Genomic DNA, 26,787 nt, shown 5'->3' on the forward strand with positions numbered 1-26,787 from the left:
TAGATAATCACTATTTAAAATGCCAATTTGAGAAATCTCCCTGCATATCAACAACCAGTGTTTTATTTTCATTGGTCTTCAATTTTAACCATGGTGCATTTACGCTAGGTACACCTGAAAAACGGGCATTTCCTTTAATATACTTTACATCAGTAAGCAGTTGAATATCTTGAGTAAACGATTTATTGAATCCAGTGATTGACCAGGTAGTAATTACTAATTCATTGGGGTTTATATGCTCTATCTTCAAAACATACCGTCCGCTTAACCAGACCATTGCCATCAGCATCGCATTACCTGCAACCAGGAAAAATGCGAAAGCTATGTATCCATAAACCAGATCTGAATATTCCATAAAAAACCATCCAGATCATGAAAAATCATGTAGAAAACAAAAATGGAAAGACCTAAACAGATCATACCAACCGCATTAAGCGTGTGCTTTCTGTTATTCTGATAAAGCAGAACAGGAAAATCAGTTTGTCTTTTCATTAACTGATATCAGGTTAGATAATTTAACAACGGTTGAGTCGGCCAATGTTTTCAAAAGGATTAACAACAATCCTATCGTCAGCAAATTTTTATTGAAAACAAAGAATAAAATACCACCCAGAATGACCATTAATTGTTGTACAAAAATTCGCATCCAGGGCTGAACAAATACGGGAATAATTGTTTGAGATTTATACGACTGATTGAATAGAAATTGCTTAACAAAGTCAGCAATATGCCAAACAATAATTCCAGAAAAGGCAGCTATAAAGTCCTTCTGCAAAAACAAATAAGAGAAATTCTGCCCGACTGAAGATGGGCTATCCAGGAAATGGCTATCTCGATGCGACAGCATACTAAAAATAAATACAGCCTGCCCCTGTATAAATACAAAAAAAACAATACCAAACATTGACATTACAAAAAAACCAAACAAAGCTGTAGCCCATCCTTTTTGATTTGCTGTTACATCATTATTCGGATAATTACTTTCCTTCCTTTTCAGCAGTAATGTCTGGGTTTCCCTTTTCTGTGCATCACTAAATATAAGTATCAGTAGCATTTTAGCTACTGCAATAAATCCAATAACGATTGTTTCAAAAACATATGCCAAAATAATAAAAACAGGCTCCCATTTAAAAACAAATAAGCCGGTGAAAAACCAGATGGCATTTAACCAAACTAATAAGTTCCAGGTAAATTGATATGTAAACCTTTTTTCCAAGAAATCGTTTAGTATACAATATACTAAAAATTAACCTGTGCCTGAATTCTTAACAGATTTCCTTTTTGAAGATTGTTTTGCAAAATATAATCTTCATACCGCCTATTAGATAAGGTATAATTAACAACCAGTTCAAAGTTTTTATTGATTTGCCATTCTGCTCCAATTTCCAATTCCTTTACATTGTAACTTCTGGCATCTCTCTCGTGCTTTTTACCTCCATTGTATTGTTGATATCGTACAAAAGGAATAAGCGTTTGTCTTGAAAATTTTTTCAGATAACTAAGCATAATATATCCTCCATTTAAGGATTGTACTTCAATTGAATCGGTCTGCTTATTAAATGCAGGTCCCCTTCCAACATTGTATTCAGCCTGAATCCCAAAGGGTTTTGGATAAAGAATAACACTTGCAGCTACTCTTTCATCTGTATAATTTAAATCTGGTTTGTATTTTACTCCTGCCGACAAATTAGACCTGGGAATTACAAACTGGCCTTTGTAAGCTTGAATTCCCATTTCCACAATCTGCTTCCCAACTAACATCGGGTATGAAAATCTGGTTACAGCATGAAGCTTGTTATTTAATTCCGGGCTATTGGCTGTCTGACCATTGTAAAGACCAAATGCAAACATCCCATAATCACCGCTACCTTTTAAACCATCGCTAACTAAATTTGAAAACAGCTTTCTTTTTTCTTTGGGTGCCCAATAAAAGAATACACCAATATCGCGCTCATTGGCTACAGCACTGTTCAATGCATCATTCCGATCTAAGGGAATTCTGTTCTGACTGGATTGCATATTCTCAAAACCGTAGGGAACTTTGCTTTGTCCAATTCGCAATCTGAATTCATTATCATTATCCAGACCAATGTCAAAATAAGCATCTCTTATCTGACCAAAATGCAATCTGTCAGAAGCTGCGCTGCTTGCAAAATCGGGTTGAACATAGAAATAGACTTTCGGTCCTATCTGACCAAAGAAAATAACCCTCATTCTTCGCATAAAAAAACCACCATTATCACCCCAGGATCTGTCACACTGCTCACAATTAAGATTGGGATTGGTTTCGAGCAGCCTGTTATATCGTATTTGACTGTAGCCCCTTATGGAAATGGATTCATACCATTTTACTGACTTTGGCAGTTCTTTGGTCTTCTCAATAGTTTGGGCAGTTGCGAAAAAGGGTAGCAACAAAATGATACATGCAAACAGGCGCATCAGCAAAATTTCGGCAATGTTACATATATCTTCTCTGAAAGATTATCAAATTGTTATTTTTTTAAAAAACTGATTTTATTTGAAAAAAATATTGTATCACGTGTTACTTATATATTTCAATCCCAAAATTGACCCAATCAGGGTTGCAATAAAAAACAATCTCCAGAAACTGGCAGGTTCATGAAAGATAACAATTCCAACAATCACTGTCCCCACAGCACCAATCCCCGTCCATACTGCATAGGCCGTGCCAATTGGCAAAGTTTGGGTGGCCTTGATTAAAAGCAACATACTCATAGTTAGTGCAATTAAAAATCCGGCATACCAGGCATACATAGCTGCCCCGGAAGTAACTTTTGCTTTGCCAAGGCAAAAAGCAAAACCCACTTCAAACAAACCTGCAATAATCAGTATAATCCAGTTCATAAATTAAAAGTATCAATAAAAACCGAAGTTAAATCAAGGGTTACATCGCTGGCAATACATGGGATCCTCTTTTTGCTTTCCAAAAGGGAAATTGATTTCCTCCTCAAACTGACAGTATTTACAAGTATAAACATGAGACAGTACGGATTGAGTAGGCAATCCACAAAGCTCACAGGGTAATCCATTTTTATCTGAGGAAACCACAAAGCCTGGCATAGAACAGGAAGGACAGGTCGACAAAATGGCTTTGGCTAATTTATGAGCTGCTTTTTCAATAATGCCCATCCGGGTTGGATTGTGCATTGCCCGCATGTCTGTTTCAATCCAGAAACGGGCATCTGACGTATTTAATTTGTTGATTGCTTTATTTAAATCCTCCCGATTCCGAATTCCTTTAATCCATTCAGCAGGGGTTTCTAAAGACCTTACCATTACTGCATGTTGCGGAAATTTTACCCTATTCAAAAAATCGTCCAATTCAACACCGGCCACTACTTCCCTACCCTGATAATTGGTTTCAAAAGACAGTTCTCTCACCAATATTTCAACATTATTCTTTCGATCAATAAAAATTAACCATTCATCGTCCGCCTGTAAAAATGGAATAGTCGGATGAGGACCAAAAGAACCTTCACTGGCAATACCCAGATCAAAACCCATGGCATCCATTGCCATCACACATTTTTTTCTAACGGTTTCAACCGGATCCCACTCCCTCTCTATTTCACCTGAGAAAGTTCCCAATTTATCAGTATTAAATTCACTGGGAATTATACATTTAACGCCAATAGATGATTCAATTAAAGGGGCAATTACCTGCTCCTTGCCATGCATGGTTCCTATAACCAAAGACCTATCCTGAAACATCTTCATTCATTAATTTACTTCTTCTGCCCTTTGTTTTTCAACCTGCAAAATATTATTTTGTATATCCTGCATGATCCATCTTGCCCACCAGCTTGCATAAAAATTAAAAGTAGTATTCATTTTAAAAAAACTATACAAATGCAAACGATACTTTCCATCCTGTAGTTTTTCCAATTCATAAGTGCCATTCAATACATCAAAAAATTGCCCGCCAACTACCACATGCTGATCCAGCGTGGTGGAAGGTATTTCATGGGGATTTGCCTTAATAGTAAAAACCATTTTCATCTGATGTTCGTATTCTGTAACGGTTTCATGAAATACTAGGCCATTGGTAAATTCTGCCTTCCTGTAAGCCCCCACTCCCTCATAATTCAATTCTGCCTTAACAGGTCTGGGGAAGCCCAGTAACTTAGTGAGCCAGCCTTTATCCTGAGCAGTTGTAATCCCCTTTACCCTGGTAACATTTTTCCATATTTTATCGGGACTGGATTGAATATCTATAAAGGTATAAGCCTGATAAGTGCCCGGAATGGAGCCGATTGATTGTTCGAGCGGAGACAAAAAAAACGGAAATAACAGCAATAATGAAATTTGCATCTTCGATTGCTTCTGCCTAAATTTTAAATACGCTCCGAAAATACCGCCCAGTGAAGCTGAAGCCAGAAACAAAGGCAAAACCATAAGCCAGCAGGCCCAGCCTTCCCAGGCCAGCAATAATGTAATAATCAGAAAAAGAAAAACAGGCAGCCAGGGTATAAAAATCTTATAAAATACGTTCTCAGCATTCACATCACTGGAAAAATAAACTGAGAGGGCACCTACAATAAAAGGAAGTAATAATAAAAAAGAAAGGGACATTACCGAAAAAAGGCTTTCCCAATCTTTGACGCCGAAAAACAAACGGAGTATGATGGCATATAAAGTAGGAATAAACAACACTTTTATAATAAGGGATACCGTAGGTTTCATTATTGTACTTTTTCGCCTTTACTGTTTATATAATACCCATCTTGTCCTCCAAGTGAAAGCAACACTTTTAGCTTTCCCTTCCGCTTTAATTCTTCCCCATCACCTTCAAGATAATAACATTTGATTAAAGGGAATAGCAAAGACCCGTCCTTTTTAATTAATCCATAAGTAGATTCAGAACCAATAACATTCTTGTTCTCAACTATTTTGGCAACTCCATTTGAGAATGCCCAAACAGACTGATATCGATTGGAAATAACCAATTTGCCGGATGTATCAATAAAACCATATTTGGGGTTGGTAGCCAATACCCCATTTTTCTCAAAACTGACTCCACATAATCCTTCTGAAAAACCTGAACTATGCACTCCCTCAAATTGCCCAGAGATCACCAATTTTCCAGAGACATTAATGAACCCCCATTTCCCATCTGAAACAGAATAACTTAGCTTTCTACCACCAATATATACGGCTGCCAGGCCTTCACTAAAATGACCAACCTGAAAATACTGATGCGGAACAACCAGCTCTCCTTTTTTATTAATGAATCCCCATAAATTATCCTTTACAATAGCCATCAAACCGTTAGAGAATTTTGTACCTGTTTGTTCTTAGTTATAACTAAATTTCTGCAATACCTTGCCCTTATCATCAATAATCATGGCCTTTTTATCTTCCATACAGACGACTCCAACCCCATCTGAAAATTCCCCTGCTCGAATATATTGAGGGGGTACTATTTCAAAACCCTTTTCATTAATATATCCATATTTACCAAAACTAACAATGTAATGTTTACCCTCATTGAACTTGCCTGTGATATGATAATCGTACTTCCCGGGTGTAATAACAGTTCCGGATGCTGTTTTCAATCCATATTTACCGTTATCATCCCTAAAAGTTACAGGAAGATCTTGTGCTATTACATCAAAGAATAAAGACAAAAGAATCAAAAAAAGTCCGGAATGTTTAGATAAATGCATCTCAATAAGCTTTTGTATATAATCAAACTAAATCTAAAAACAATTCAAATGAATTCATATACGTAAAATGGTATATTTTTCCTCAGGGAAAGCATATTCATCCCCTTCCGGAATCCCAAATAATAATTATATTGTCCATTCAAAATTTGCTATATGAATTTAACCACAGGAATCAAGTTATCCTTGATGATGTTTCTTCAGTATTTTATATGGAGTGCCTGGTATGTTACCATGGGTACTTATATGAGTGAGCCACCCTTACAAGCTACCGGTATTCAAATCGGGGCTACTTATGGCGCACTGGCTATCGCTACCATGATTTCACCCTTTTTTGTAGGGTTAATAGCCGACCGCTTTTTTGCGGCCCAAAAAATCATGGGAGTACTCCATATTCTGGGCGCAGGACTATTGTTTATGGCAACCAAAATAACAGACAACAATGTATTCTATTGGGTCATCCTTTGTTATTCACTGGTGTACATGCCCACCATTGCTTTAAGCAACAGTGTTGCCTTTTCACAAATGACTGATCCGGGTAAGCAATTCCCATGGATCCGGGTTTTTGGAACCATTGGCTGGATTGTAGCCGGTGTGATGATTGGCCAAATGGGAATTGAAAAATCAGCAGACACATTTTACATTGCAGCTGCAGTGTCAGGGGGATTGGGACTGTTGAGTTTTATTTTACCCAACACACCTCCTAAAGCGCAAACAGCAGATGCTTCTTCTGCTTTGGGTACGGAAGCATTCGTATTATTCAAAGACAAATCTTATCTGGTATTCTTTATTGCTGCCATCCTGATTTGTATTCCACTATCATTCTACTATGGCTTTGCCAATCCATTCCTGAATGAATTAGGTTTCCCGAATGCAGCCTCCAAAATGACGCTCGGACAGGTTTCTGAAGCCGTATTCATTCTGGCCATTCCATTGCTATTCAACAGAATTGGCGTGAAGAATATGCTGATCTTTGGTATGCTGGCATGGGTGCTGCGCTATGTATGTTTTGCCTATGGCAATGTGGGTGATGCTTCCTGGATGTTGTATGCTGGTATTGTATTACACGGAATTTGCTACGACTTTTTCTTTGTTACTGGCTATATGTACACTGAGAAAAAAGCAGGCGAAAAAATCAAAAATGCCGCTCAGGGTCTGTTCACTTTTGCCACTTACGGATTAGGCATGGTGATTGGTACCAGCTACTCTGGTTTTGTGGTAGAAGGAGCTAAAGTAGGTGAAGGCCACAACTGGATGAGCATCTGGATGGTGCCTGCTTATATTGCTGCTGCCGTATTAGTTTTGTTCATCATTTTCTTTAAAGAGAAAAAAACAGTTACTGCCAATTAATTATTTCACTCAAATAAATTTTCATGCAACGCATTGCCATGTTAGGTTCCGGCTTCATTGGCCGTTTTTATGCAGATTCCCTGCAAGGTTACAGAAGCAAGGATAAAATTGTAAGTATCTATTCCAGAAGAGAAGAGAGCGCAAAAAAGTTTGCGGAAGATTATCAGTGTCATCATTATACTACGGTAATGGAAGAAGCTATTGCCAGAGAAGATGTAGACATTGTTTGTATTTCATTGCCCAATCATTTACACGAAGAAGCCGTGATGCTTTGTTGTAAGCATAAAAAAGCGGTAATGACCACCAAACCATTGGGAAGAAATGCTGCAGAAGCAAAGCGCATGCTGGAAGCGGTAGAAGCTGCGGGAATTTTTAACGGATACCTGGAAGACCTGGTATACACACCCAAATTTATTAAAGCCAGTCAGAGTGTTCACGAAGGCGCTTTGGGAAGAGTCCTTTGGGCAAAAAGCCGTGAAACTCATCCTGGCCCGCACAGCGAATGGTTCTGGGATATTGAACAAGCTGGTGGCGGCTGTATACTGGATCTGGGCTGCCATTGTGTTGAAATCACCAGAAGTTATATTGGCAAAGACATTAAGCCAGTTGAAGTAATGTGTTGGGCCGATACACAGGTAAAACCTATTGAGGCTGAAGACCACGCCATTGGTCTTGTCCGCTACGAAAACGGGGCCATTGGCCAGTTTGAAGTAAGCTGGACTTTCAGAGGCGGATTAGATTTACGTGATGAAGTGATGGGTACGGAAGGGACCATCTGGATCAATTCTTTTTTAAGAACCGGATTCGATATGTTTACCACTGGTAAAGGAGGAGACTATATTGCAGAAAAAGCAGAAAGTAATAGTGGCTGGCTTTTTCCTGTCGGGGATGAATTAAATGAACTGGGTTATAACCATATGTTCATGGATATGTTCAACGCGCTTGAAAAAGGAACAGCACCAAAAGAGACTTTCTATGATGGATATGTGGTGAATGCCATTTTAGATGCGGCATATAAGAGTGCAAAATCCAAAGCATGGGAACCTGTGCAACTGGATATCTGGCGCGGCAAAACAGGACTTACCAAAGAATCTCATCTGGTATCGTACGATGAGAATCATTATCTGGTTAAGGAAGAAACAACTCACTATGGTGCCAGGAAATTAATTCTGAAGCACAAGACTACCGGAAAAATTACAGAACAGGTATTGAATTAATTTTTTCATTTGCCCACTGAAGAGCGGTTTTTAACTGCTCTTCACGGGTTAAATGACTGTTATCGAGCACAATTGCATCATCTGCTTTTCTTAATGGGCTGAATTCTCTGGTACTATCAATCTGATCACGCATTGCAAGGTTCGCTCTTACTTCATCTTTTGTTATTCCAGGATTTTTAGCCGACAATTCCAGAAATCTTCTGGCCACTCTGATTTCAGGATCCGCAGTTACAAATATTTTTAATTCAGCATTGGGAAATACAGTGGTACCAATATCCCTGCCATCCATTACAATCCCCTTCTGAATACCCATTTTCTGTTGCTGAGCAACACCAAATTCTCTTACATAGGGATTTGCCGCTACATCACTTACCAGATTACTTACACGCATCTCCCTTATCTCTTGCTCTACATTTTTCCCATTCAATAATATATCGCTGGATCCTTTCTCTGCATTGTAATCAAAAGCAAGACTGATATTTTTTAACGCTTCCTGAACAGACAAATCATTCGTATAATCAATATCATGCTGAATAAAATATAATGTGATAGCACGATACATTGCGCCGCTATCTATGAAGACATAATTTAGCGCCCTGGCCATTTGTTTAGCCAGGGTGCTTTTTCCACAAGATGAATATCCGTCCAGGGTAATAATAATTTTTTTCATACTGCTAACTTACCCCCAAAGGTAATTAAGAAGGCAATACCACTGTGTCTACCACATGAATCACCCCATTACTTTGGTAAACATTGGCAATGGTTACTTCAGACATACCGCCTTTTTCATCTGTTAAAATCAACTTTTTACCCTTCATGCTGGCTTTTAGAATGCCTCCGGAAACGGTCTTTAATTCGGCTGTACCTTTTCCTTCCTTAATTAAAGCTGCAATAGCTGCAGCATCTAACTTACCGGCTACTACGTGATAGGTAAGGATTTTAGTTAAAGTAGCTTTGTTTTCTGGTTTAACAAGAGACTCAACCGTACCAGCTGGTAATTTTCCAAATGCAGCATTGGTAGGAGCAAAAACGGTGAATGGACCGGAGCTCTGAAGCGTCTCGACCAATCCTGCTGCTTTAACAGCTGCAACCAAAGTGGTATGATCAGCCGAGTTCACTGCATTCGCAACAATGTTTTTTGAAGGATACATGGGAGCACCACCTACTTCAACAGTTTTCTCGCTCATCTGAGCGGACAGGGAATTCACAAAAAAAGCAGAAGCCATTACAAATAGAATCTTTTTCATACTGTAGTTTTTAAATTTTTAAAAATGATACAGTACGTACGAAAGCAGATTCAATTTGGATTGTTAAGGAAAATAAAAAAGATTGGGGTAGTCTGAAATAATTCCATTTACTCCCAGTTTCCTTAACCGTTTCATTTCATCCAGATTATTCACCGTCCAGGGAATCAGTTGCATATTTTGTTTTTTACAATCCGCTACCATCGCTGCATTTACCAGAGAGAAATGCGGACTATAAGCAAAAGGCGTAAAACCCAATTCTGATAACTGTTGATCCAGGCTTCTTTTATCCTCCCCTTCAATTAATAAAACCGCAGGAATGGATGGATATTGCTGGTGCAAATATTGGAGTGTTCTAATATCAAAAGACTGAATCGTTACCCGATTTGTTATCTTTTTATTTTGAATAACCGACACCAATAAATCAACAAAGGTTTTGGGATCGGGATGAAAAATGCCGTCAGTAGAGGGCTGCGTCTTGGTTTCTATATTATAATGTGGCAATGCTTTTTTCTGTTGCTTGGCATAAGCATCTGCCGAATCAATCACTTGTAATAACAGCGGTTTGGTGATGGCCATTTTCTGTTGTTGTGGAAATCTTGTATTGCCCCTGAGTCCTACATCGTAACGTTGGGTAGCAGCATAACTCATCTGAAAAATATTCAGTTGCTTTTCTTCCTGAATAGTAACAGCATTGCCGTCTGGCTTACTGGCAATTTCATGATTAAAAAAAGGTTCATGACTCAATAGCACTTGCTTGTCTTTGGTAATAACCACATCCATTTCCAGCGTCGTTGCTCCTAAATCTATGGCTTTGTACATCGCAGGAATAGTATTTTCAGGAACCAGCCCCCTTGCTCCTCTATGCCCCTGCCAGTCAAATGAGTAATTGCGATTCATTTTATTTTGTTTGATAGGGGTACAGGAAAAAAGAACCAATCCCGTTAATAAGATGACCAGTAAATTACGATATGCTGATTGGTAACTCATGATATTGCTATTTTTTCTTTAATCGCATGCGCATTTCTTCAGCTGCCAACTGTTCTTGCAAGTTCCCCTGCTGCAAAGATTGCAGAATGGCTTCTTGGGTTTCCAAAGGTTTATTCTGACTCCATTTAAATACATGATCTAAACTACTTACCTCAATTTCAAATGCAACAATTGCTTTCATATTTGATTGCACATATTCATGGGTCATATGCTGCATTAGCGAAGGAGAAGAGGAATCATTTTCAAAATGAGCGGTTAATTTATCCAGCAGCTGAAATAAAGCATCCTGATCTAAAAAAGCAATTTTACCCTTGGCCTGAACAGTAGAATAGTTCCAGGTGCTGGCGGTATTTTGTGGTGAATAATGCCGGGCACTTATATAAGAATGAGGGCCCTGAAAAAGCACCAGTACCTGCTGATGATTTTCAAAAGCAAGTGTATGGCTTTGTTTGCGCATAATATGCCCCTGCAAATACAATTTATCCTCTCTGGATTCCAACATCAAAGGAACCTGTGTTGCCACAGGATAACCGTCCTGTCCTATACCGCAAATAGTTGCAAAAGCATTCTCTTTTATAAATGAGATTACTTCATCCCTGTCTGCAGAAGAAAAATAAGAAGTTTGATACATGGCACCTGCAATGTACCACTAATTTGAAAAATCAGAAACTGAATGCCAGTGCAGTAATTGCAGAAAACAAACTGGAAGACGGCATTCTGTTGTTATTGATGAAAATGGCATCCTTACTGTTTAATTGCTTGAGCTCAAACCGCCAGAGCAATTTCTTTGCAATGCTGTAATCAGCATTTAAAGAATAGCCATTAACAATAAACTGATTAGGTGTTCCCGTAAAAACAATGATTCCATATGGATCCCTGAACGACTCAGCCCTGATAGCTATTTTTAATTGGTCATTGAAAGTATACTGAACCATTATTACGGGGGTGTGCCATGATTGCGATTGGGTTAAGCCAGCCATTTTTTGAAAGCCAATATCTAGGCCAGCAGTGATCCCCAGCTGATTATTCAATTGATATTGTAGATATAAATTATGAAAGAAACGTCCCTCGCCAATGAAAGAACTTGAATTCAGGACCCATTTACGATCAGGCCTGAATTGAATCTGATGGCCAAAGGAAGGTGCTTTTGTTCCTGCAGGAATTCCAATAGTCTGCCATCCGGTTAATATCAATCCACTAAACAGCCATTGATTATTAGAACTTATATACGTTGTTTTAACTCCTGTTTCAAAATAAGGTGAATTATCTGCAGCCAGGCTTCTGCTAAGTGTCCAGCAATCTTTACCAATCGCACTTTCAAAACCTATATGGGAATTAAAAACACCTATATCCAGCCACCAGTTTTTACGAGCACTCAGTTTCCAACCGAAATTGGATTCCAATAAATGCTTAGAAATGCCTTTTTCATTTGTATAATTTGCCCGCATATAACTACCGGCCGCCAATGAAAGGTTGGCTCTGAAGCGTTCCTTATTTAGGCTTGCTTTTATAAATAAAAGATTCACTGCAGGCTTTTTGTTGTCACCATAATTATAAGCAAAGGGCGCTCCATTTAAAATGACGGGACCATTTGCATTGTGATGATAATACATTTCTGCATACCCGTTCAGCTCAACTTTATTTGTGCTATCGGTATTTTGTCCCCATATTAACTGAATGCAGAAGCAATAAAATATGGTGAAACGGAATTTCATTTATACCACTTCGATCAATGCTGTCTGCGGAAAATTGGCATTACGCAAAGCAATATTTCTGACTGACTGGGCAGTGAAATTGCGAAAAGCATTTTTTGTGATTTCATCAGAACCAACCATGGCAGGTATTCCCTCATCACCACCCTCACGAATGGTTTGCACCAAAGGTATTTGTCCCAAGAAAGAAAGATCATATTCCTCGGCCAGCTTTTTTCCACCCTCTTTACCAAACAAATAATACTTGTTATTTGGCAATTCCGCTGGGGTGAAATAAGCCATATTCTCCACTAGTCCAATAATGGGTACATTAATCTGGGCCTGACCAAACATGGCAATTCCTTTTTTGGCGTCTGCCAGTGCCACATTTTGAGGAGTGGTTACTATAATAGCTCCTGTTACAGGAACTGTTTGCATCAAAGTCAGGTGAATATCTCCTGTTCCCGGAGGCATATCAATCACTAAATAATCCAGCTCGCCCCAGTCCACATCGGTAACAAATTGTCTGATGGCAGAACTTGCCATGGGCCCTCTCCAGACAACCGCATTTTTTTCATCAACCAGTAAGCCTATACTCATTAACTTGATACCAAATTTTTCCAAAGGAACAATCATTCCTTTGCCGTCTACTTCCTTCATCATCGGACGTGCACCCCTAACTCCAAACATAATCGGAACACTAGGTCCATATATATCAGCATCCATCAATCCCACAGATGCCCCTCCTTCTGCCAATGCCAGCGCAAGATTGGCAGAAATGGTACTTTTTCCAACGCCACCTTTACCACTTACAACAGCAATGATATTCTTAACACCCCCCAGCACTTTCTGGTCATCTTTTCGGGTACTGGTAGTATTGGCAGTAAAATTAACCGTCACTTTAGCCTGCTTATTAACGAGCAATTTGATAGCATTTTCACTTGCCGTGCGCATCATGTCTTTCATGGGACAAGCAGGGGTAGTTAAAACGATGGTGAAGCTTACAGCATCTCCGTCAATCACAATGTCTTTTACCATGTTCAGGGTTACCAGGTCTTTTCCTAAATCTGGCTCCTGTACATTACTCAATGCCTGTAATATTGCTTCGTTTGTCATGGTTAACGCAAGTTTTTGTTAAAATCAATGATACGGTGCAAAGTTAACAACCTAGCACTTTACTTTGTTGTGAAATGCGGAGAACAAATCAAAATAGTACCTTTGTATCCCTTTAAACCAGTGCTGCCTATATGAATAAAATTACATTAGCCTTTTTTTTGATACTGACAGGGTTGGGTTGGACGAATAAGGCGGTTGCACAACAGACGAATCCCTATAGAGATTCTATTGTGCAATTGTATGGCGTAATTATGACAGCTGATAGTTTAAGAGGCATACCTTCAGCTTCCGTAATTGTGGAAGGAAAAGGAAGAGGAACCATTACTAGTTACGACGGGGTCTTTTCCATTGCCGTTATGAAAGGAGACCGGATTACTTTCAGCAGTATTGGATTTAAAAACAACAGCATCCAGATTCCCTATAATCTTGAGAGCAACCAATACAGCGTTATTCAACTACTGGTGAGCGACACAGCCTATCTACCTGCAACCATCCTTAAACCCAGACCTACAAGAGAACAATTTGAAAGAGACTTTCTAAACAATCGATTCCCGGATGATGCATACGAAATAGCCAGAAAGAATACCGACGAAGCCACACGCAGAATCATGCTAAACAGTTTACCGGCTGATGGAAGAGAAGCAGTCAATTTTCAGCTAAGACAGCAAACCAACAAATATTATTATGCCGGCCAGATACCACCGATGAATATTATGAATCCGGCTGCCTGGGCAGATTTTATCACTTCCTGGAAGAGAGGAGATTTCAAACGAAAAAAATAATTACCAATGTCTGTATTTAATGTAACTGTAATTGGTGCAGGAACCATGGGAAATGGAATTGCACATGTATTTGCACAAAAAGGATTTAAAGTAGTACTGGTAGATGTACAGCAGGCACAGTTAGATAAAGCGCTACAAACCATAGGTAAGAACCTCGACAGAATGATCAGCAAAGGATCTATCACCGATGCAGAAAAAGAAGAGACCCTGAACAATATTGTTACTGATACAAAAATCAGCACAGGTGTCAGCAAAGCTGAATTAGTGGTAGAAGCCGCAACCGAAAACGAAGAATTGAAATTAAAAATATTTGCTGAAATTGACGCAGCCGCTCCGGCTAATGCAATCCTTGCGAGCAATACATCTTCTATTTCAATTACCAAAATAGCTTCAGCCACCAACCGCCCCAATAAAGTGATTGGTATGCATTTCATGAACCCAGTGCCGGTAATGAAACTGGTGGAAATTATCAATGGATATGCTACAGATAAAGAAGTTACCGAAACCATTGTTGCCTTGAGCAAACAATTAAACAAAGTACCATCTGTAGTAAATGACTACCCCGGCTTTATTGCCAATAAGGTGTTGATGCCCATGATTAATGAAGCTATTTATTCCTTGTACGAAGGCATTGCCGATGTGGAATCTATTGACACCATCATGAAGTTGGGCATGGCCCATCCAATGGGACCATTGCAACTGGCCGATTTTATTGGCCTGGATGTTTGCCTTAGCATTTTGAATGTATTGTATAAAGGGTATGGCAATCCTAAATATGCCCCTTGCCCCTTACTGGTAAATATGGTAACAGCTAAAAAACTGGGTGTGAAATCAGGAGAAGGGTTTTACGTATATACCCCAGGCTCCAAAGAGCTGGTGGTAAGCCCCAGGTTTTTATAAGGCATTGCCAAAAGCAATCAGATAAATTGCAATAGCAGACAAAACTATGCCTGCCCAATTGATGGCAGATAGTTTTTCTTTAAAAAGTATTGCTGCAACCAGCGTACTGAATAATACAATTCCCATATTGTTAACCGGAATGCTGGCACTGGTTTCCCATGGACTGTCCTGCAGAAAATGAACCAGACACCAGATAGAAAAATAATTGGGTATTCCAATGCAAATCCCTGCAAGTATCTGGTTCCTGTGAAAGATTAGTTTCCGGGATTTATACTGATACATCAATACCACAAAGCCAATGGTTGCCGCAGACAAGAAACCAGAAATTAAAAAGGCATTATTGGTTTCCTTGGTTACATAGTTTTGCTGAACATGATTGATAAGTGCATCCAGAAAACCACTACCTATAAAAACCAAAGCAGGCAATCCAATTTTTTGCAACATAGAAAGATCAGATATGCCACTACCCTCTCCTGATTGCGGATAACAGGTAAATACAACCGCAACCATTGCCAAAACTATCCCGACGATTTCCCAACCCACTACTTTTTCACCATATAAGATTACCGATAGTATTACAGGAATAATCAAAGATAATTTATTGGCAACCGATGCTACTGATACGCCAATTTTCTGAGCCGTAATTCCAATTAAATTAAAGCTGGTAATAAAAAGGGTACCCATTATCATGGCCCATTGAAACCAGGACTGGCCTATAGAATCGGCCTGAATGGGAAAGGATCCGTTAACTACAGAACCAGTAACAACACATGTGATATAGTTGAAAACGATGGCGGGAAAAACAGGTATATTGAATCTGCCACATACTTTAAAAGAGAGCAGCAGATAGCTGGTTAAAACAATGCTTCCAAATAAAAATATCATAAACCTTTTCTTTTAAAATATAATATTGAATCACCCCCAATAGATTCTATTGAATCCGGAACAGCACCATTCAGGGAAGGAGCTTTTACCCCAACCTCATTGGGCAGTTCAATAGGGTCTGCACTTTTTATTACCCTAATCTCATCCCAGCAATCTGCATCCAGAAAGCTTTGCAACAGGGATGCTCCACCCTCCACTAAAATACTTTGAATCTGGTACTGATAAGCGTAATGGAGTATATCAGAAATCCAATTACTATTTTCAAGCAATTGTATAAATTTTACATTTCCTCGCTCAGTGTTTATCTGTTCATTAAAAATGACGGTTGAATTTCCATCAGCCAATACATTAGTGTAACTAGGCAAAATCCCTTTTTTGTCAATCACCATTCTAACAGGACTGGGCCCCGGAAAAAACCGGTTGTTCAACCTTGGATTATCCGTTAATGCTGTCTGTGTTCCTACCAGTATAGCCGATTCTTCCATTCTCCAACGATGCACCAGTTTCTGACTAAACGAATTACTGATTGCAATTTCTGCATCTTTTCGGCCTATCCAGCCGTTGGCTGATTCAGCCCATTTAAGGATGATATAAGGACGCATTTTCCTTTGGAAAAGAAAGAACCGTCGATTCAACCAATTGGCTTCTTTTTCTAGCACAGGACCAATTACTTCCACCCCCTTTTCACGTAGCATAGCTATCCCCTTCCCATTAACTTCTTTGAAAGGATCCAGGCTTCCGATAACAACTTTGGGTATGTTGTTAGATAAAATTAGGTTGGTACAAGGAGGAGTCTTACCAAAATGAGAACAGGGTTCCAGGCTTACATACAATGTAGAAGCCGATACCAGGTGCCGGTCCGATTCAACTACACTATTGATACAATTTACTTCGGCATGTGCTTGCCCGTATTGTTCATGATAGCCCTCCCCAATGATGCGATTACCATACACCAGCACGGCCCCCACCATTGGATTGGGAGCAACTTTGCCCATCCCTTTAAGGGCCAGGTCTAAACATCGTTGCATGAATATTTCGTGAGTAATCAACATTAGCCTGTAAAAATAATCAAATGATGGTTACTTTGCAGCATGACTATTCTGGAGGTAAAACAACATATTATTCAGTCTATTCAATCGGTTTACGACGAGAGAGAAGCAGGCAATATAGCTGTTTTACTCATTGAACATTTTACCGGACTCAGCAAGATGAATCAGTTTCTTGAAAAAGAAAAAGACTGGCCAGAACAGTCTGCCGAGCCACTTGAAGCGGCTGTCCTTCGTTTACAAAAAGGTGAACCCATTCAATATATCATGGGTATAACCTGGTTTTATGGTCTTGAGCTAACTGTAAATAAGCATACCCTAATTCCAAGGCCTGAAACAGAAGAGTTGGTAGAAAGGGTTATTCAATATCTTACCTCCTTAACCATTGAACAACCACGTATTCTGGAAGTTGGAACGGGTTCAGGTTGTATATCACTGGCTGTTGCATCCCGAATACCCAATGCTATAATAACGGCAATTGATATCAGCGAAGAAGCGTTAAAAGTTGCGGAAGAAAACGGCAAACAGATCAAACACAATATTGATTTTATACCGTTAGATTTTTTAAATAAAACCAATTGGACAACCCTGGGGCATTTCGATATAATTATCAGTAATCCTCCTTATATCAAACAAACAGAAGCCCGCAGCATGCATAACAATGTACTTGCTTATGAGCCCCATACAGCGCTTTTTGTAGCGGATAACGACCCGCTTATTTTCTACCGTGCAATAGCAGAATTCAGCAAGACTTTTCTGAATAAACCCGGAGCCATTTTTGTAGAGATTAATGAACAACTTGGGAATGAAACGAAAGCTGTTTTTGAAACATTCTATCCAGTTTCATTACAAAAAGACATGCAAGGCAAAGAGAGAATGATTGCAGCGTTTCAATCATAACAGTCTAAATTAGTTTTGATCAACCGCCATTACAGGTGTTGCCCCTAATTTCTTAATAATCTGCATCACTTTGATAGAAGTACCTAAATGTGAAGTGCTATCACCATTTATAACCACCGTTGGTTTTTCGTTTTCCTTAGAAAGATACTCCTGTAATCTGGATTCAAGGGTTTCCAATGCAACAGGCTCAGCACCTATAAATAGTTGTTGATTCTTGTCAACACTTATTACTACCGTTTGCTTGGCCTTGGTATCAGACTTAGCTTTAGGATTTGCTACTTTAATTACATTAGGATTTGCCAGTGTAGATACAATCAGGAAAAACAGCAATAAAATAAACAATATATCATTCAACGCACCCGTGTGCATTTCCGGACTTGACTTATATCTTTTACGAATGTTCATATTATCTGGTTGGCTCCTGTAAAATATCCATGAAGTCTGCACTGGCAGCTTCCATTTTATTGGCAGTCTTGTCGATTTGTGTGCTCAGGAAATTATGTCCAACATATGCAATTAAACCAATAATCAAACCAGTTGCAGAAGTTATCATTTTGGTATATATACCACCGGCGATGGTATTCAATGTATATTCTCCGGTAGAGGCAATTCCATAAAACAACTGAACCATCCCAATAATAGTTCCCAGGAATCCAAACATGGGCGCTATCCCGGCTATCAATGATAAAATGTTCAAATTCTTCTCCATATTATACATTTCCAGCTTGCCAACATTCTCCATGCTCTTCTCAATGGCATCGATGGGCTTTCCAATTCTTTGCAAGCCTTTATCAATCATTTTAGCTACCGGGTTCTGATGAGAACGTGCATAGGTTTTGGCTGCCTGTACATTACCTGAAAGAATATGATCTCTTATAATTACCATGAACTGAGGATCTATCAAACCCGCTCTTCTGATGGCCAATAATCTTTCTGTAAAGACATAAATAGCTAATATCAGCAACAGGTACAAGGGATACATAATCCAGCCTCCCTTATCAAGCAAAGTCCATAGGGAGACTTTTTCGGCAGTTGCAACAGCAGCGCCGGCAATATTCTGAGCAGTATCGGTCTGTAATAAGTAAAACATGAAAAAGGTTTAAAATGCGAATCTAAATGGTTCTGCAAAAGAACAATGAATCGTGTATAAATAATGCGCCATTTTGTTAATTAGGAAAGCTTTTACACATCTTTAAAAATTACTGGCCCTTTGTTTCCTTCATCTTCATCATTGCCATAATCTGCCGCATATTGTCCTGCATACCTTCCGGACTACCATCAAGGAATATCACATTCCCCTTGCCAATTTCAGCAAAGTTTTTAATAGCTTCCGTCCACATGCTGAATAAAATTACATTGGTATCTAAATTGGCCTGTTTCATTTCTTCTGCAGCCTGACTCATCCCCTTAGCTACTTCCTGTCTGAATAAGGCTACTCCCATCCCTCTTAACCGGGCTGCTTCCCTTTCTGCTTCAGCCGCAATTTTAATGGCATTTCCTTCTGCTTCTGCACCTTTGGTCTTCGTTATTAACAATGCCTGACCTTCATTCTCCGCAGCAGCTTTTAAATTATTGCTGGCTACTACCCTGCTCATGCTCTCCATAATCACCTGGTCAAAAGTAATATCATTGATCTGCAGATCTTGTAAATGGTATCCCCATTCTTCCAAAGACTTGTCAATCTGCTGTTTTACATCCTCCACAATTTCTCTTCTTAGCATCAGAATTTCAGCCTGTCTTTTGGTGGCAACAAATGCCCGTATAGATCCCTCAACGGTTCTGATTAATGCCTGCATTAAGTCTTTTTCTGATATGAATTTAAAAGCAACATTCTTAATGGTTTGCTCATCCTGATTAATCACAGAATAAAGCAACATGCTTTTAAAATAAACATTGGCCTGGTCTACCGTAACTGCCTGAAATTCCAATTCAACTGAACGGTTTTGAATACTTACTGTTTTATAAACCTGCTCTAAAAGAGGAATTTTAAAATTCAATCCCGGCATGAGGATTCTGCGGTATTTACCAAACATGGTAATCACTGCAATCGTGCCCTGATTTACTGTTACCAAACCAGTAAAGACAATAATGATTGCCAACAAAAGCCACCAGTAATTCATTAAAAATTGCATAGTATAAAATTTTAATAAAGATAGGGGCTATTTGTGCAGATTTTCTCCCTTTTCTTCCCACACTTTTACCAGGTTTAACAATACTTCTACCGCCTTTTCCATATCAGATACCCCAACCCACTCTTTTTTGCTGTGAATTGCCTGCATTCCCGTAAAAATATTAGGACAGGGCAAACCCATAAAACTCAGCCTGCTTCCGTCGGTTCCACCGCGAATGGGCTCTTTCACAAAAGGTAGCCGGGCATTGGTATAGGCTTCTTTTGCAAACTCAGTTATAAAGGGATAACGATCAATTACTTCCTTCATGTTGCGGTATTGTTCCTCTTCCTCAAAATGGATATTCACTCCCGTATAATTTAACGCAATCGCTCGTGTAATCCGGATAATTTCGTCCTGATATTGCAAGAGTTGAGGGGTATCAAAATCTCTGATGATAAAATCAATCCTTGCTTTTTCAGCAGTACCTTCTATTTGTACGGGATGCACAAACCCCTGCATTTTTTCGGTAATCTCAGGTGCCAGTCTGTCTTTGGGCAAAGCAGCAATGATTTCAGCAGCCAGTTTAATGGCATTCACCATTTTTCCCTTTGCATACCCCGGATGTGCAATAACCCCTTCTATATTTACGGTAAACCCATTGGCACTAAAGGTTTCATCTTCAAATGTTCCGAGTTCGCCTCCATCAAGTGTATAGGCAAAATCTGCTCCCAGCAATTCCATATCCAAGTGATTGGTTCCCCTTCCTACTTCTTCATCAGGCGTAAATAATATTTTTATTTCACCATGCAGAATGGAGTCATCGCTACATAATATTTCCGCAAAAGTCATAATGATGGCCACACCGGCTTTATCATCTGCCCCCAATAAAGTAGTGCCACTAGCCGTAATAATATCTTTCCCTATATGTTGTTTTAAGTAGGGCATTTTTTCAGGATCAAGCACGATACTGGTGTCATCAGGCAAAACGATGGATTGACCCTGATAATTTTTATGCAGGATGGGTTTAACATGGGTTCCGGAACAATCCGGAGCAGTGTCTATATGGGCACAAAAACAAAGCACAGGAAGGTCTTTAGAACTATTGGAAGGAATGGTAGCATAAACATATCCATACTCATTAACAATAACCTCCTTTACCCCTATTTGCTTTAGCTGCTCAGCGAGTAGGTTGCTTAAATTTCTTTGCTTTTCAGTAGTGGGTACTGTATTACTCTGCGGATTACTCTGTGTGTCTATCTGCACGTACTGCATGAATCGGTCTGCTACACTTACGAATGGCATTGTTACTGTTTTTATGCAAAGTAAGAATAGTTGATTCAACTATTGCATTTGTAAAAACAGATAGGTATTTTGGGGTAAACAAAACACCCCTAAATGAAAAAAACAATGATTGCCTCAATTGTAGGAGGAATCCTGCTATTTATATGGCAGTTTCTTTCCTGGACTGCCATCAATTTGCACAGCCCCTCGCAACAATACAGCCCAAAGCAGGACAGTATTCTTGCCATGCTAAAAACCCATTTAGACAAAGAAGGTGGTTATTATATGCCCTCTTCACCTGCAGGTACTTCTTTTGAAGAAATGGAAAAACTGGCGCAGGACCAGATAGGCAAACCCTGGGCCAGCATACAATACCATGCAGCACTGGAATATAATATGGGATTAAATATGTTGCGCGGACTTGTAGCAAATATCTTCATCATCTGGCTGCTCTGCTGGATTCTGGGAAAGATAAGTGCCAATAATTTCAGTACCACATTTACTGCTTCTTTACTGGTAGGTATAATAGTTTATCTCAACAGTAGTTACACGGGGCATATCTGGTATCCTATGTTCGATATCAGGGCTTATTTAATTGATGCTTTGGTAAGCTGGGCATTGGTAGGCATCTGGTTGGGCTGGTGGCTGAATAGAAAAAACGTAGCTTAAAATAGGATTGCTAAATCATCAAAAAAATAACAATTACAATTATACAATTATTGTATAAAATAAAAGAGAGCGGATTCCGCTCTCTTTTATTTTATAGCTTAAAAGCATTTTGTCTTTTCAATTACCCAATGATTCATTCATTAGGGCAATTAAAATTAAGGAGTGATGATGATAGACTTAGGACCGTCAATGGCTACTAATTCCAAATCAAAAATCAACTCTTCACCCGCTAATGGATGATTGGCATCCAATACCACTACCGTATCTTTTACTTCCACAATCATTACAGGAAAATTTTGTCCTGAACCATTGCTCATATTCAGTTGCATACCTACTTCAGGTACCATGTCTGCAGGAAATCTGTCTTTAGGAAATTCCATAATCATTTCTTCCTGTTTTGGACCATATGCCTGATCTGCCGGAATACTGATTGTCTTTTTCTCACCAATAATCATACCTGTAACACCATCATCAAAACCGGCAATTACCATACCGCTTCCAATTTCAAATTCCAATGGTTCTCTTCCCTCTGAGGAATCGAATGTGTTGCCATTGGTTAACTTTCCGTGATAATGTACTTTTACCTTATCACCTTTTTTTGCTTGTTGCATAAATAAATATTAAGCTGCAAAAATACTATCCTTCCCCAACCTGACGAAGTATTTTTAGTTAAGATTCAATGGAAACCTAACTTTGCAACCTAAAAACTGGTTATGCGTATTGTTTTTATGGGGACTCCGGATTTTGCAGTTGCCTCATTGGATGCCTTGATTTCCAATGGGTTTAATGTGGTTGCTGTAGTAACCGCACCGGATAAACCCGCTGGCAGAGGTCTGAAAATGACCCAAAGTGCCGTTAAACAATTTGCTGTTCATCACAATATTCCCGTTCTACAGCCACAGAAATTGAAAGACCCGGAATTTATTGATGCACTAAAAAAACTTGCGGCTGACCTTCAAGTTGTGGTTGCTTTCAGAATGTTGCCTGAAATGGTATGGAATATGCCGCCCAGGGGCACTATTAATGTACATGGTTCTCTGTTGCCAGAGTACAGAGGTGCCGCCCCTATAAACTGGGCGGTAATCAATGGAGAAAAGACAACAGGTGTTACTACTTTCAAATTAAAACATGAGATTGATACCGGAGATATTCTGCTGCAGGAATCCATGGAAATTGGCGAGGATGAAACAGCCACTGAAGTTCACGACAGAATGAAAATAACAGGGGCCCAATTATTGGTAAAAACGCTTAAACAACTGGAAGCAGGAAACATTCAGGAACAACCTCAACAATTGTCTGCTGACAACAAGCATGCTCCAAAAATTTTCACTGCTGATTGCGTTATTGATTGGAACAACCTGGTTGAAAAACTGCACAATCTGGTAAGAGGGCTTTCGCAATTCCCTGGTGCCATTACCTACCTGGACGGAAAAATATTAAAAGTATACCGCAGCAAAAAAGAACTGGTACTACACCCATTTGAAACAGGAAAAGTATTTACCGACAACAAAAGTTTTCTAAAATTCAGTTGCACCAACGGATATCTTCATCTCCTGGAAATTCAGCTGGAAGGTAAAAAACGCATGCCTGTATCTGATTTTCTCAGAGGTTATACTATACTGGAGAACAGCCATACAAAAGACTAGGCTTATAAGGATTATATACTTTTGGGCAGCGCCTAAATAGGCAATTATTCTATAGCTTTACTTAAGGTTTGCAAGTCTACCAAACCTTGTTTGCGCCATACTTCTTTTCCATTCTTAAATACGATAAATGTGGGAAGTCCTTCTGAACGCAATTCCTTCATTACTGCAATATCAATTCCCCCATCCACTTTTACTAAATTATATTGTGTTCCTTTTTCTTTTTGCAGCTGTTGAAGCACTGGTTCCATTTTTACACAGGGAGGACACCAGGCTGCACCAATGTCCACCAAAATGGTTCCGGCTTTGGTACTTGCTTTAAATGCGGCAACACTCATTTCTGCTCTGGCAGCCTTTGTCTCCAGAGGCATGCCTTCCATACGCCATGCAGACAAACCTCCTTTTAAATTACTTACATCTTTAAACCCGTTTTGCTTCATCCAGTTCATGGCTTCCTCACTTCTGACTCCTGAAGCACAATAGACTAAAACAGGCTTAGTCTTATCAATGTATTGAACCCTATCAACAAATTCCTTTTCGTTTAACCAGTTAGCCTGTAAAGCATTATTGAAATGGCCTCCCTGAAATTCACCTGCAGTTCTTACATCTAAAATCTGAACACCCGGCGACTTCATTTTCTGATCAAATGCTTTTACGGAAATGGAACCGCCTGTTTGTAGCACAGCGCCTGAAACTTCACCTGTCACCTTATTTTCACTGGTTGTAGAATTGCAGGAAATAGAAGCAAGTAACAAAAGAGAAGAAAGGATTTGCGTTTTCATATTATTGTAAATAAGTAATCGTTATAGGAAAATAATTGTCTGCCTTACCTAAGGCGGCTGCAGTAGCATTGCTTAACCGAATAACCAAAGCGGGTGCCCCCTTAATTTCTGGTACAGGTCCCAGAACCCTGGCACATACCGATTTATTATCTGCTGTTGAAATGCGTACAATTGTACCTGGCAAAACATCATTCATTAGCACATAGAACTTCCGATCCGAAAATCCGCTTAAAGATTTAAATATACCCGCATCACCTGCTTTATTAATCTTGGTTTTAGTGGGTTCATCCATTGCATAAATCAATCCAAAGTATCCTTCATCACCTTGCTTGGGTGTATATCGTAACTCTTCTTCACTAATTTTATATTCAACTGGTAAAACTTTATTAGCTTCTTTAAACTGCTCAACAGGAACAGGAGGAGGAACTATATTGGCAGCAGCTTCTGCCTCTTTTTTAGCTTTGTCTGCGGCTGCTTTGGCAAAAAACTTATCTGTTTCTGTTAACGGCTTCATTTCCCCCTTCTTCATTTCTCTGGTTCCATCTACGGATGCATCCATCACATTCGGATCTTTTAGTGGCTGAGGTTCAACAGGGGCACCTATCACCGGAGGCTTCACAAAAACCTGCGCATTGGCCGCCGGAGCATCTGCTTTCATTGCAGCCAGTTTTGCTCCCCCAATAAATCCAATAACAATTGCCTGACCTTTTTTCAGCGCATCTGTTTTTAAATCGTTCCATTCACGCAGTTTAGCCAACGGAACTTTAAAATAACGCTGGCTGAGTCTAAAAAGATTTTCACCATTACCGGCAATATGAAAAACAGGTTCACTGGTCGCGAACTCCTGTTCCTGAACCAGGTTTTCTTCCGATAATGGAATTTTCAATTTTACACCCGGTGAAAGCACAGCACTTACATTGATATTGTTATATGCTGCAATTTGCCTGGGGGTGGCACCATAAATTCTGCTCAGCACAGATAAGGTTTCCTTGCCTTTTAGCTGATGTACAATATGCAGGTCTCCGGTTGCCCCGGCTGCAATTAGTTTATCCTGAGCATTGGCAAATACAGAGATAAAAAGGAGAGTAAATAATATATAATTTCTTAGGTACATAATCAATTAAATGGTCTGCAAAGTTAATCTTTTAATATTCTCCATTCGGATGGATAATAATTATTGATTCGGTTGGGCAAAACTTTAACTAAACCCAGCGTGACTTCCTGAAATGCAACCCAATTCCAACCAATACCCCCATATTCCACTGTAAAATTGCCCCTTTTTAAAAACTGTATGGCAGCATCATTTTCCAGTTGAATAGAAGGAAGTCCTGATTTAGGCAAAACCGAGACCGCCCATTCATGGGAAGGTATCCAGGATTTACCTTTAAACTCTCCCATTTCAATACCTGCTTTTTTAATGTACAATCTAGACGACAATGCCTGCAAGTCATTCACCAAAGCTGGTGGCAAAAACCTGATACTGTTGTTTTGCTTAAAATAAAAGGCTTCGGCAATATCACTTACAAACGGAGCAAGTTGTTCCAACTCGGATTTACCAGGTTTAACTAGAGGCACTTCTCTCAATCGATCCTGTCCGGCAGATTCAGTCCGTTGAAAAACGGATAAATAAAATCCCTCGCCCCTCAGGAGATTCGGATAAAAGCGATAGCCATAGGCTTTTCCCTGATCCGAAACAGATTCAATTATATTCCAGTCATTTTCAATTTTAACAGGAAGGGATACCAGTTTCCATTCATTTAACAGCCAATCAGCTATTTTTTCATCTTCTTCCCATGAATAGGAACAAGTTGAGTATACCAGCAAACCACGCTCTTTTAAACAGGGAACAATATTCGCCAAAATACGTTCCTGCCTTTGACTACAGTGGATTACATTTTGTTCACTCCACTCGTTAATTGCATCCGGATCTTTCCGGAACATGCCACTGCCGCTGCAGGGAGCGTCTACAACAATAATATCAAAATATCCTGCGAAGTCTTTAAAATGTTCAGGATCATTATTGGTTATCACCATATTGGGCATCCCCCATTTAGTAGCATTTTCTACCAATATGGCCGCCCGGGATTTAATTACTTCATTACTTACAATGATCGCATCCGGATAAAGGCTTGCAAGCAACGTTGATTTTCCGCCAGGGGCTGCACATAAATCCAATATTCGCAACCCCTTTCCTGTTCCCTGTATCCTGCTTTGTAAAGCATGTTCCAAAAACATGGAACTGGCTTCCTGAACATAATAACCACCTGCATGAAACAAGGGGTCAAGCGTAAAAGATGGTCGCTCTTTTAAATAATATCCATTCTTGCTCCAGGGAACTCTTTCATCCAGCAAATCTGGTTGAACATTGGCTTTTTTCTGCGGATGCAATCGTATGCTGGTAATCTGTTCCCCTGTTTGGTGAACTGCTTCAAAACTTTCCCTGTCAAAGCCCTTAATGCCAAAGAGAGAATCAATAAACGTTTTGGGTAATTTCAC

Annotated in this window: 32 protein-coding genes; 7 read left to right on the top strand and 25 right to left on the bottom strand. The window is 39.4% G+C overall.

The window, feature by feature from the left end; translation table 11 throughout:
• Positions 1-10 precede the first annotated feature (10 nt).
• The 9 genes from F777_RS0112510 to F777_RS0112550 all read right to left on the bottom strand — a co-directional run bounded on the left by F777_RS0112510 (position 11) and on the right by F777_RS0112550 (position 5,687).
• The gene (locus F777_RS0112510; RefSeq protein WP_026752336.1) at positions 11-355 is read right to left on the bottom strand and encodes a hypothetical protein; all 345 of its coding nucleotides are present in this window, start codon (positions 353-355) and stop codon (positions 11-13) included.
• Positions 322-492 carry a hypothetical protein gene (locus F777_RS18025; RefSeq protein ID WP_161631516.1) on the bottom strand — a complete coding sequence of 57 codons (171 nt, stop codon included), beginning with the start codon at positions 490-492 and terminating at the stop codon, positions 322-324. Before F777_RS18025 ends, F777_RS0112510 begins: the two co-directional genes overlap by 34 nt.
• A complete protein-coding gene (locus F777_RS0112520; protein ID WP_026752337.1) occupies positions 476-1,216 on the bottom strand; it encodes a DUF6498-containing protein in 741 nt (246 codons plus the stop codon). The genes F777_RS18025 and F777_RS0112520 overlap by 17 nt, the downstream gene beginning before the upstream one ends.
• A 23-nt stretch (positions 1,217-1,239) precedes the next feature.
• Positions 1,240-2,439, bottom strand: a complete 1,200-nt coding sequence (locus F777_RS0112525; protein WP_037369460.1) for a porin — start codon at positions 2,437-2,439, stop codon at positions 1,240-1,242.
• A 96-nt stretch (positions 2,440-2,535) separates the two neighbouring features.
• Positions 2,536-2,865: a DMT family transporter gene (locus F777_RS0112530; protein ID WP_026752339.1), complete on the bottom strand. Its 330-nt coding sequence runs from the start codon at positions 2,863-2,865 to the stop codon at positions 2,536-2,538.
• Between the two features lie 33 nt (positions 2,866-2,898).
• Positions 2,899-3,738, bottom strand: coding sequence for a DUF6671 family protein (locus F777_RS0112535; RefSeq protein ID WP_201767611.1), 840 nt, complete (start codon positions 3,736-3,738; stop codon positions 2,899-2,901).
• A gap of 3 nt (positions 3,739-3,741) precedes the next feature.
• Positions 3,742-4,704, bottom strand: coding sequence for a hypothetical protein (locus F777_RS0112540; RefSeq protein ID WP_037369462.1), 963 nt, complete (start codon positions 4,702-4,704; stop codon positions 3,742-3,744).
• Positions 4,704-5,282 (bottom strand): WG repeat-containing protein, encoded by a 579-nt coding sequence (locus tag F777_RS0112545; RefSeq protein ID WP_026752342.1) that lies wholly within the window; start codon positions 5,280-5,282, stop codon positions 4,704-4,706. Before F777_RS0112545 ends, F777_RS0112540 begins: the two co-directional genes overlap by 1 nt.
• A gap of 33 nt (positions 5,283-5,315) precedes the next feature.
• Complete coding sequence (locus tag F777_RS0112550) at positions 5,316-5,687, bottom strand: WG repeat-containing protein (RefSeq protein WP_026752343.1); 372 nt, start codon at positions 5,685-5,687, stop codon at positions 5,316-5,318.
• Between the two features lie 153 nt (positions 5,688-5,840).
• On the opposite strand from F777_RS0112550, the gene F777_RS0112555 reads away from it, so the two are divergent.
• Together F777_RS0112555 and F777_RS0112560 are read left to right on the top strand one after the other, a co-directional pair.
• Positions 5,841-7,034 (top strand): nucleoside permease, encoded by a 1,194-nt coding sequence (locus F777_RS0112555; RefSeq protein WP_026752344.1) that lies wholly within the window; start codon positions 5,841-5,843, stop codon positions 7,032-7,034.
• Between the two features lie 23 nt (positions 7,035-7,057).
• Positions 7,058-8,251, top strand: coding sequence for a Gfo/Idh/MocA family protein (locus F777_RS0112560; RefSeq protein WP_026752345.1), 1,194 nt, complete (start codon positions 7,058-7,060; stop codon positions 8,249-8,251).
• Here the strand turns inward: F777_RS0112560 and cmk are convergent.
• The 6 genes from cmk to F777_RS0112590 form a co-directional block, all read right to left on the bottom strand.
• Positions 8,229-8,921: a (d)CMP kinase gene (cmk, locus tag F777_RS0112565; protein WP_026752346.1), complete on the bottom strand. Its 693-nt coding sequence runs from the start codon at positions 8,919-8,921 to the stop codon at positions 8,229-8,231. The two genes, F777_RS0112560 and cmk, sit on opposite strands and share 23 nt — an antisense overlap.
• A gap of 25 nt (positions 8,922-8,946) precedes the next feature.
• Positions 8,947-9,498, bottom strand: a complete 552-nt coding sequence (locus F777_RS0112570; protein WP_026752347.1) for a fasciclin domain-containing protein — start codon at positions 9,496-9,498, stop codon at positions 8,947-8,949.
• A 63-nt stretch (positions 9,499-9,561) separates the two neighbouring features.
• The gene (locus F777_RS0112575; protein ID WP_051408685.1) at positions 9,562-10,395 is read right to left on the bottom strand and encodes a glycerophosphodiester phosphodiesterase family protein; all 834 of its coding nucleotides are present in this window, start codon (positions 10,393-10,395) and stop codon (positions 9,562-9,564) included.
• Between the two features lie 97 nt (positions 10,396-10,492).
• Positions 10,493-11,116 (bottom strand): FMN-binding negative transcriptional regulator, encoded by a 624-nt coding sequence (locus F777_RS0112580; RefSeq protein WP_026752349.1) that lies wholly within the window; start codon positions 11,114-11,116, stop codon positions 10,493-10,495.
• Positions 11,117-11,147: 31 nt separating this feature from the next.
• Positions 11,148-12,200 (bottom strand): porin, encoded by a 1,053-nt coding sequence (locus F777_RS0112585; protein ID WP_051408605.1) that lies wholly within the window; start codon positions 12,198-12,200, stop codon positions 11,148-11,150.
• Positions 12,201-13,292, bottom strand: coding sequence for an Mrp/NBP35 family ATP-binding protein (locus tag F777_RS0112590; protein WP_026752351.1), 1,092 nt, complete (start codon positions 13,290-13,292; stop codon positions 12,201-12,203).
• 131 nt (positions 13,293-13,423) lie between these two features.
• On the opposite strand from F777_RS0112590, the gene F777_RS0112595 reads away from it, so the two are divergent.
• Both F777_RS0112595 and F777_RS0112600 read left to right on the top strand, forming a co-directional pair.
• Positions 13,424-14,074 carry a carboxypeptidase-like regulatory domain-containing protein gene (locus tag F777_RS0112595; protein WP_026752352.1) on the top strand — a complete coding sequence of 217 codons (651 nt, stop codon included), beginning with the start codon at positions 13,424-13,426 and terminating at the stop codon, positions 14,072-14,074.
• 6 nt (positions 14,075-14,080) lie between these two features.
• Positions 14,081-14,974 (top strand): 3-hydroxybutyryl-CoA dehydrogenase, encoded by an 894-nt coding sequence (locus F777_RS0112600; RefSeq protein WP_026752353.1) that lies wholly within the window; start codon positions 14,081-14,083, stop codon positions 14,972-14,974.
• Here F777_RS0112600 and F777_RS0112605 read toward each other — a convergent pair.
• Positions 14,969-15,859 carry a hypothetical protein gene (locus F777_RS0112605; RefSeq protein WP_026752354.1) on the bottom strand — a complete coding sequence of 297 codons (891 nt, stop codon included), beginning with the start codon at positions 15,857-15,859 and terminating at the stop codon, positions 14,969-14,971. The two genes, F777_RS0112600 and F777_RS0112605, sit on opposite strands and share 6 nt — an antisense overlap.
• A complete protein-coding gene (gene ribD / locus F777_RS16715) occupies positions 15,856-16,911 on the bottom strand; it encodes a bifunctional diaminohydroxyphosphoribosylaminopyrimidine deaminase/5-amino-6-(5-phosphoribosylamino)uracil reductase RibD (protein ID WP_037369467.1) in 1,056 nt (351 codons plus the stop codon). The genes F777_RS0112605 and ribD overlap by 4 nt, the downstream gene beginning before the upstream one ends.
• Positions 16,912-16,950: 39 nt before the next feature.
• On the opposite strand from ribD, the gene prmC reads away from it, so the two are divergent.
• Complete coding sequence (gene prmC / locus F777_RS0112615) at positions 16,951-17,805, top strand: peptide chain release factor N(5)-glutamine methyltransferase (protein WP_026752355.1); 855 nt, start codon at positions 16,951-16,953, stop codon at positions 17,803-17,805.
• A gap of 9 nt (positions 17,806-17,814) precedes the next feature.
• Here prmC and F777_RS0112620 read toward each other — a convergent pair whose 3' ends face one another.
• From F777_RS0112620 to pepT, 4 genes are all read right to left on the bottom strand, one after another.
• On the bottom strand, positions 17,815-18,210 hold the full coding sequence (locus tag F777_RS0112620) for an ExbD/TolR family protein (protein WP_026752356.1): 396 nt from the start codon (positions 18,208-18,210) through the stop codon (positions 17,815-17,817).
• A gap of 1 nt (position 18,211) precedes the next feature.
• Positions 18,212-18,895, bottom strand: a complete 684-nt coding sequence (locus F777_RS0112625) for a MotA/TolQ/ExbB proton channel family protein (protein ID WP_026752357.1) — start codon at positions 18,893-18,895, stop codon at positions 18,212-18,214.
• 109 nt (positions 18,896-19,004) lie between these two features.
• Positions 19,005-19,937 carry an SPFH domain-containing protein gene (locus tag F777_RS0112630; protein WP_026752358.1) on the bottom strand — a complete coding sequence of 311 codons (933 nt, stop codon included), beginning with the start codon at positions 19,935-19,937 and terminating at the stop codon, positions 19,005-19,007.
• 27 nt (positions 19,938-19,964) lie between these two features.
• On the bottom strand, positions 19,965-21,218 hold the full coding sequence (gene pepT, locus F777_RS0112635; RefSeq protein WP_026752359.1) for a peptidase T: 1,254 nt from the start codon (positions 21,216-21,218) through the stop codon (positions 19,965-19,967).
• Between the two features lie 93 nt (positions 21,219-21,311).
• Here pepT and F777_RS0112640 point away from each other — a divergent pair, with 93 nt between their 5' ends.
• Positions 21,312-21,866, top strand: coding sequence for a hypothetical protein (locus tag F777_RS0112640; RefSeq protein ID WP_026752360.1), 555 nt, complete (start codon positions 21,312-21,314; stop codon positions 21,864-21,866).
• Between the two features lie 155 nt (positions 21,867-22,021).
• On the opposite strand, the gene F777_RS0112645 is transcribed toward F777_RS0112640, so the two are convergent.
• Complete coding sequence (locus tag F777_RS0112645) at positions 22,022-22,477, bottom strand: FKBP-type peptidyl-prolyl cis-trans isomerase (protein ID WP_026752361.1); 456 nt, start codon at positions 22,475-22,477, stop codon at positions 22,022-22,024.
• A 102-nt stretch (positions 22,478-22,579) separates the two neighbouring features.
• On the opposite strand from F777_RS0112645, the gene fmt reads away from it, so the two are divergent.
• The gene (fmt, locus tag F777_RS16720; protein ID WP_037369470.1) at positions 22,580-23,512 is read left to right on the top strand and encodes a methionyl-tRNA formyltransferase; all 933 of its coding nucleotides are present in this window, start codon (positions 22,580-22,582) and stop codon (positions 23,510-23,512) included.
• A 44-nt stretch (positions 23,513-23,556) separates the two neighbouring features.
• Here fmt and F777_RS0112655 read toward each other — a convergent pair whose 3' ends face one another.
• The 3 genes from F777_RS0112655 to F777_RS0112665 are packed head-to-tail and all read right to left on the bottom strand — an operon-like array spanning position 23,557 to position 26,787.
• Positions 23,557-24,291: a rhodanese-like domain-containing protein gene (locus F777_RS0112655; RefSeq protein ID WP_026752362.1), complete on the bottom strand. Its 735-nt coding sequence runs from the start codon at positions 24,289-24,291 to the stop codon at positions 23,557-23,559.
• A gap of 1 nt (position 24,292) precedes the next feature.
• Positions 24,293-25,405 (bottom strand): LysM peptidoglycan-binding domain-containing protein, encoded by a 1,113-nt coding sequence (locus tag F777_RS0112660; RefSeq protein ID WP_026752363.1) that lies wholly within the window; start codon positions 25,403-25,405, stop codon positions 24,293-24,295.
• Between the two features lie 23 nt (positions 25,406-25,428).
• Positions 25,429-26,787 carry a methyltransferase RsmF C-terminal domain-like protein gene (locus F777_RS0112665; RefSeq protein ID WP_051408606.1) on the bottom strand — a complete coding sequence of 453 codons (1,359 nt, stop codon included), beginning with the start codon at positions 26,785-26,787 and terminating at the stop codon, positions 25,429-25,431.

The organism is Sediminibacterium sp. C3 (genome assembly GCF_000508085.1).
GTDB lineage: Bacteria > Bacteroidota > Bacteroidia > Chitinophagales > Chitinophagaceae > Sediminibacterium.